This is a genomic window from uncultured Senegalimassilia sp., from assembly GCF_934632265.1.
Taxonomy (GTDB): Bacteria; Actinomycetota; Coriobacteriia; order Coriobacteriales; family Eggerthellaceae; genus Senegalimassilia.
In genome coordinates this window covers 1-5,658 of record NZ_CAKTYH010000120.1, presented here as the reverse complement: position 1 = coordinate 5,658, position 5,658 = coordinate 1, and the positions used below count along the sequence as shown (strand labels likewise).

At 63.3% G+C, this 5,658-nt stretch carries 4 protein-coding genes; 2 read left to right on the top strand and 2 right to left on the bottom strand.

The features are described 5' to 3' along the window. Positions 1-98: 98 nt before the first annotated feature. Positions 99-866 carry a histidine phosphatase family protein gene (locus Q0H50_RS08065; RefSeq protein WP_294421227.1) on the top strand — a complete coding sequence of 256 codons (768 nt, stop codon included), beginning with the start codon at positions 99-101 and terminating at the stop codon, positions 864-866. 216 nt (positions 867-1,082) lie between these two features. Here the strand turns inward: Q0H50_RS08065 and Q0H50_RS08060 are convergent, their stop codons facing one another. Together Q0H50_RS08060 and Q0H50_RS08055 are read right to left on the bottom strand one after the other, a co-directional pair. Further along, positions 1,083-3,167: a DUF4012 domain-containing protein gene (locus tag Q0H50_RS08060; protein WP_294421226.1), complete on the bottom strand. Its 2,085-nt coding sequence runs from the start codon at positions 3,165-3,167 to the stop codon at positions 1,083-1,085. Positions 3,168-3,450: 283 nt separating this feature from the next. Then, positions 3,451-5,214 (bottom strand): hypothetical protein, encoded by a 1,764-nt coding sequence (locus tag Q0H50_RS08055; RefSeq protein WP_294421223.1) that lies wholly within the window; start codon positions 5,212-5,214, stop codon positions 3,451-3,453. Positions 5,215-5,282: 68 nt separating this feature from the next. Here Q0H50_RS08055 and Q0H50_RS08050 point away from each other — a divergent pair. Next, on the top strand, positions 5,283-5,658 hold a 376-nt coding region (locus Q0H50_RS08050), incomplete at its 3' end, for a hypothetical protein (protein WP_294421221.1).

Here is a 5,658-nt window from a genome sequence, read left to right as displayed (position 1 = left end):
AACTACGGGGATTAACGAAACGGTTTGCGGCGCGCAAAACGTGCTGCAAGGGAAAGCGCCCGGGGTCCCGGGCGCTATTGCATGGGAAAGGCGGAAACTTGGAAGAGAAGGAGACTCAGATGCTGTCGGCTTCCGGCGACGGCACGGTGACGTTCTACATCACGCGGCACGGGCAGACGGTCTACAACGTTGCCAGCCGGGTGCAGGGCTGGTGCGACTCGCAGCTTACCAACGAGGGTATTCGCGTGGCGCGCCTGTTGGGATGCGGCCTGGCGGAGGTCCCGTTCGCGCAAGCCTACTGCAGCGATGCCGGCCGCGCCGTGCAAACGCTCAACGCGGTGCTTGCCGCCAGGGTCAAGGAGAACCCGCAGGCCACGCTGCCGTTCATTCACGTTCCCGACCCGCGCCTTCGCGAATGGTGCTACGGGAACCTGGAGGCGGGACCGGGAACCGAGCTGCACGCCGCGCTTACCCGCGGCTTCGGCGAGGACCTGCCCTTCGACGAGCTGAACCGGCGTCTGCCTCAGGTGGCGGAGGTGCTGGCCGACCAGGACGACACTGGACGTGCGGAGCGTTTCGACCAGGTGAAGGCGCGCCTGGAAAGCTTCTTCGCCGAAGCGGGTGAACAGGCGCTCGCCTCGGGCGGCGGCAACGTGCTGGTGGTCACGCATTCGTTCGTGGTGCGATCGGTCATGTACCTGTTGGACCCCTCGCGCGTGAACGACCCGCTCAAGATCAAGAACGCCAGCGTCACCCAGGTCACCTACGATGGCGAAACCTTCACCCTCGGGGAAACGGCATCCACCCGCTGGCTGGGTGAGATGCCGCAGGAGGCCAACGCCATCCCCTTCGGGTTCCGGATGTAGGGAACTGGGCGGCAAGTTGGCTTCGCCATGCATGATTTGCATGCGGGGATTGGAGGAAGTCGGCGTCGGTTTCGCCAGAGTTTCGCATGCGAGCGCTCGCCAAGCATGCGGGATTCGGACACATAATGCTACGTCCCCCAAGTGTCAGGGGACGTGAAAAGGCCCCGGGGACATGTCCCCGGGGCCTTTCTGATGGCGTATGGGCCCGTGATGCCGTTACTGGTGGTACTTCGTCAGCGTCGGCGTGGTGGCCAGCTGCAGGTCGCCCTCGACGCCTGCCGGCAGGGTTACCGTGTAGCTGTAGGTCACGGTGGACTCCACGGGCAGCGGGTTGTTCGGCTTGGGCAGCACCGAGAAGTCGCCCACCTGGCAGGTGAAGGTGACGTCGAGGCCCTGATAGGTGGCCTTGCCGAGCGTGGCGCCGTTCGATGCCGTCACATCGGAGATCGTGCCGCCCGCAGGCGCGTAGAAGTAGATGAACGGGTCGGCGTCGCCCAGGCTCTTATCGTTGTCCGAGACGATGTAGCTGCCGCCTTGCTTCGCTTCCTGCGCGGTCATGAAGTTCGTCAGCGTGGTGGTCACGTGATAGGTGCGAGACCCGTCGTTGCCCGTGACGGGGCTGGAGACCTGAGTGTCCATGCCCAGCCACCAGCCAAGCTTGCTGCCGGCCCAGAAGTTGACGAACACGCCAAGGGTGGGCTGCTGCTCGGAAGCGGCGGTCATGGAGCCCGAATAGCCCATGTCCTCGATGTAGCTCTGCTCAGTGGCGTCGGCCAGCCAGATCATGACGCGGCGATCCTCAAGGCCGCCCATCATGGTGGAGACCAGCTTCATGAGCGAGGAGGCGTTCATGTTCTCCAAAGCCGAATCGAACGCGTATTCCGCGGCCTCGGCGAACAGGGCGTCGCACAGGTCGTTGCCTTCGGACATGTTCGAGCCGCTGGACAGGTACTTCCAGTACAGGTCGTGCTGCAGCACCTTGGTGGCGTTCGTACCGTCGATGGTGGTGCCGTCGGACAGCGTGAAGCTATCGCCCGTGGCTGCCAGCAGGTCCTGGACCATGGTCGGGGTGATGGAGATGACGCCGTCGACGGACTGCTCGGTCTTCTCCTGGTAGGCGGCCGCCCAGATGCCGGCCACGCGCGGGTAGTCGGGGTTGAAGCTGTTATCCCAGGAGTACTGCGTGTACCAGGGGTAGAACAGCGCGTTCTCCTCGTCGGTGATGGCGCACTGCGCGGGCGTCTCCTCGGCCATCATGTCGTAGACCTTGGTGAAATCGCCCAGCTCGATGGCGCCGTTGTCGATGGAGACGGTGCCCATGGAGCCGGGGAAGCCGCCCGAGGCGCGGATTTCGGCGGTGTTCTGCGCGGCCAGCAGGTACGTGCGGTTGCCGTTCGCGCCGAGCATGGAGCCGATGATGGGCGCGAAGGTGTTCGCCTCCTGGAAGACGTCGTTGATGCCGGTGATCTTCTCCTGGGCGGGCCCCACCAGCTTCTGCAGCTTCTCGATATGGAAGGCGGGAAGCGAGGTCAGCTCGTCGGTGCAGCGCTGCATGGCCGGTGCGCCGTTTTGGATGGCGCCGAGCAGCGTGGTGATGGCCGCGACATCCAGATTGCCGTTGGCGTCGATGCACGCCGACGGCGGCGTGGTGGACAGGCTGCTGGTCAGCGGCACGATGGCGTTATCGGATGCGTCGGCCAGGGCGGAGGCGATGGTCTGCACGCCCTTCACGTCGCTACCTACGACGGGCAGCATGGCGGCAACGTTCCAAACAGGGGAGGAGAGCTCCTCGTTCATGGCCTTGGCCGAGGATTGCAGGTTGGCGGCGTTTTTCGCCGCCGTTGCGAAGTCCTGCCCGGCAATGGCGGTTTGGATGCCGTTGACGTTGGCCAGCGCGGTCTCCGCCTGGGCTTTCGCGTCCTTGGCGGACAGCGCCAGCGCTGCGCCGTAGCCGCACGTGCCAACAAGCAGGCATGCGATGACGACGAGGCAGACGATCAGCTTGGTGTGCTTCTTGCGGCGCTTCTTCTTCACGCGGATCATGCCGTCGTGCTCGTGGTTGGTCGGGATCGGCTGGAAGTTGAAGTCCTGCCTTCCGTATGGGTTGCCATACCCGTTTTGCGGCGGCTGCTGCCCGGGCTGCTGGGCGTAGCGCGGCTGCTGGTACGGGGGGCGCTGATATGCTTGCTGGCCGTATGGCTGTTGCGGGCGCGCCGGTGCTTGCCGGCCCATGTTGGCGGGACGGTTGGCCTGTTGCCCATATGCCTGGTCCGGGCGCGAATGCTTTCCGTTGTTCTGCATAACACTCCTGACTTGCCTGTAACTACAAGGGGAAAGTGTATCACGCGCAGTGTCGGCGGGGGACAATTGCACGCGAAGCCCAGATGGCGGGCTTATTGGGAAGTCATCTGCCGATGGGCCTGTCATCAACGACGGCTTTTGCGCTATATGCGAGCGTTCGCCAAGCATGCGGGTTTCGGACACATAACGCTACGTCCCCAAGTGTCAGGCGGGGAACGATGAGCGAACGCAAAAAGCCTGGGAATAGCCCCGGGCCTTTTGCGCGCTATGTGCGTCCTGTTTATCAGTGGTTCTCGATGACGTGCGGGATTACGCGGTGCCATGCCGTTCCGGTCTCCTGGTCGTAGATGACGTCGTTGGCCATCTCGTCGATGTAGAAGGAGATGTACACCCCGCTCGAATCCTTCGTCAGGCAGGAGCATCGTCCCTGGTTCAGCATCATGTCGACCACGCCGTTGCAGAATTCGAACTTCACGGGCGCGGAAGGCTGGGGCCTGCCAAGGGCGCGTGAATCGATGAGCGAGTAATAGTCGTAGATCACCAGATCGCCCTGTGTGTGGAAGTCGATGTAGCGGGGCTCCTCGGCGTTCGGGTCGGGGCTCCAAAGGCCCACGATCATGTCGTTCGTCAGCGTGGTCTCGGGCATGGGCGCCGTCTGCCCGCTGCTGGAAGCGCTCGAGCCGCTGTTGGCGGAAGCGCCGCCGCCGGTCGATTCGCTTTGCTTGCTCTCGGTTGCGGGCAAGCCGCTATTGGCGGAGCTGCCGCCGGATGACTCGCTCGACTTGGATTCGGTTTCCTTGCCCGAGCTCGAGCTGCTTGAGCTGCTCGTCGAGCCGGAGCTTGTGTCGCCCGTGGTGGTTTTGCCCTTGCTCGTCGAGTCGGCCTGCACCTTGAGGTCCCCCGCCTCGGTTCCGCCGAACAGCTTCACCTTGACGTTGCGCTGCGATTCGATGAAGTTCGCGTCCGCGCCCACGCGCTCAAGGTATTCGGCGGAATCGCCCCCGATGGTTTTCTTGGCCGTGCTCAGGGCTTTCGACAGCGTAGGGTAGTTGCCGTTCTCGTCGGGAGTCAAAAAAGTGGTCAGCACGCTCTGGAGCATGGCGACGTTGTAAACATGCGAGATCGACCCGGTGTTGCCGAAGACGGCCGTCGCGCCGTTGTCCAGGAACGCGTCGGCCAGCTGGCTGTCCTCGCCCGTGCTGCAGGCGCACAGGTAGACGACCGACCCGCCCAGGCCGCGCACGTAGCGCTTGACGAAGGAGGGCGTGATTGCAAGGTGGCTGTCGGGATCCCCGGCCACGTTGACGATCGTGGCGCGGTCGTTCTTGATCTCGATGAGCTGGGCTTTGTCGCTTAAGTCGGAATCGATCCCGGTGTCAAGGACGCTGCCGGTCTTGCGGTTGTACCCGCCGTGGCCGGCCCAGATGAGCAGCTGCTGCTTGCCGCCGAGCTCCTTAAGCCCTGCCAGTGTGATGTTGCTCGGGGTTTTCGCCGTGGAGGCGGACCATTTCGAGGAAGTCGCGGAAAACGCGCTGGTGACGGTGCTGATCGCCGCGAGCGAATCGGCTCTTCCCGTGGTCTCCACCGAGCAGACGGTGGCTTCGGAATCGGTGCTCAGGGCATCGGTTCCCTCGGGCGCGGCTATATAGAGGTACGACAGGCCGTTCTCGAACTTGAAGTACACGCTGTTGTCGTCGGCAGTGTAAGAGGACACGACCCCTTGCGCCTCAAGCTCCTTCGCGTAGGACTTTTGTGCCGCTATGGCGTTTTTGACGTCTTCCTCGGTTTGGAATCCCCCCGACGCGTACGTGGCGGCGTTCTGGTCGATTTGATCGAGGGTCTCCTCGAACTCGGCGATCTCGGCTTTGGAAAGCTCGGGGGCGGTGAGTTCCTCCCAGATATCTAAGGCGAAGTTCGTTCCCGTGAGGAAGTATTGCACCGCAAGGACGACGATCGCGGCGATGACGATGAGCGTCAAGGCGTTATCGCCGCTGCCGTTCTTGGAACCGTTCGATGAGCTTTGCGAGGGCTTGTCGGGCGTTGCCATAGCTTCTCCTTGGCGTTCGTCTTCATGATGGAGCGTCGCTTCACATCATACGAGATGAAGGCGCCGTTTTGGAGAGGCGTATTCGTGTTGGCGAACTTTCGGTTCTGGACGGCGATGGGTTGCCCGGCGCGGGCGAGTTAGGCCCGGCCATTCGGCGGCGATGCGACCCCGTGGATTTGCGTGTCGGCATTCGCCCGACCTGCCGGATCCCGCCTGCCGTACGCGCTTGCGGGTCTAGAACGAAAAACGCCCCGGAATGGTTCCGGGGCGTTGGTTTCGCGCTGGCGTTCGTCGCCCGCGCTTATGGTTCGGGGCAGCTCAGCGACCGCTTTCGTTCTTATCGCGCAACTGCTGCGATGCTACTTGGAGAAGCGGCTGTAGTCGTAACCGCCCTCGCCGCCGCGCTTCTTGTTGTTGGCCTTGTGCTGGTTGCCGTTCTGGGCC

Excerpts from the sequence above, each read along its gene's own strand:
- Q0H50_RS08060 (WP_294421226.1), bottom strand. The coding sequence starts at position 3,167 with ATGCAGAACAACGGAAAGCATTCGCGCCCGGACCAGGCATATGGGCAA.
- Q0H50_RS08055 (WP_294421223.1), bottom strand. The coding sequence starts at position 5,214 with ATGGCAACGCCCGACAAGCCCTCGCAAAGCTCATCGAACGGTTCCAAG.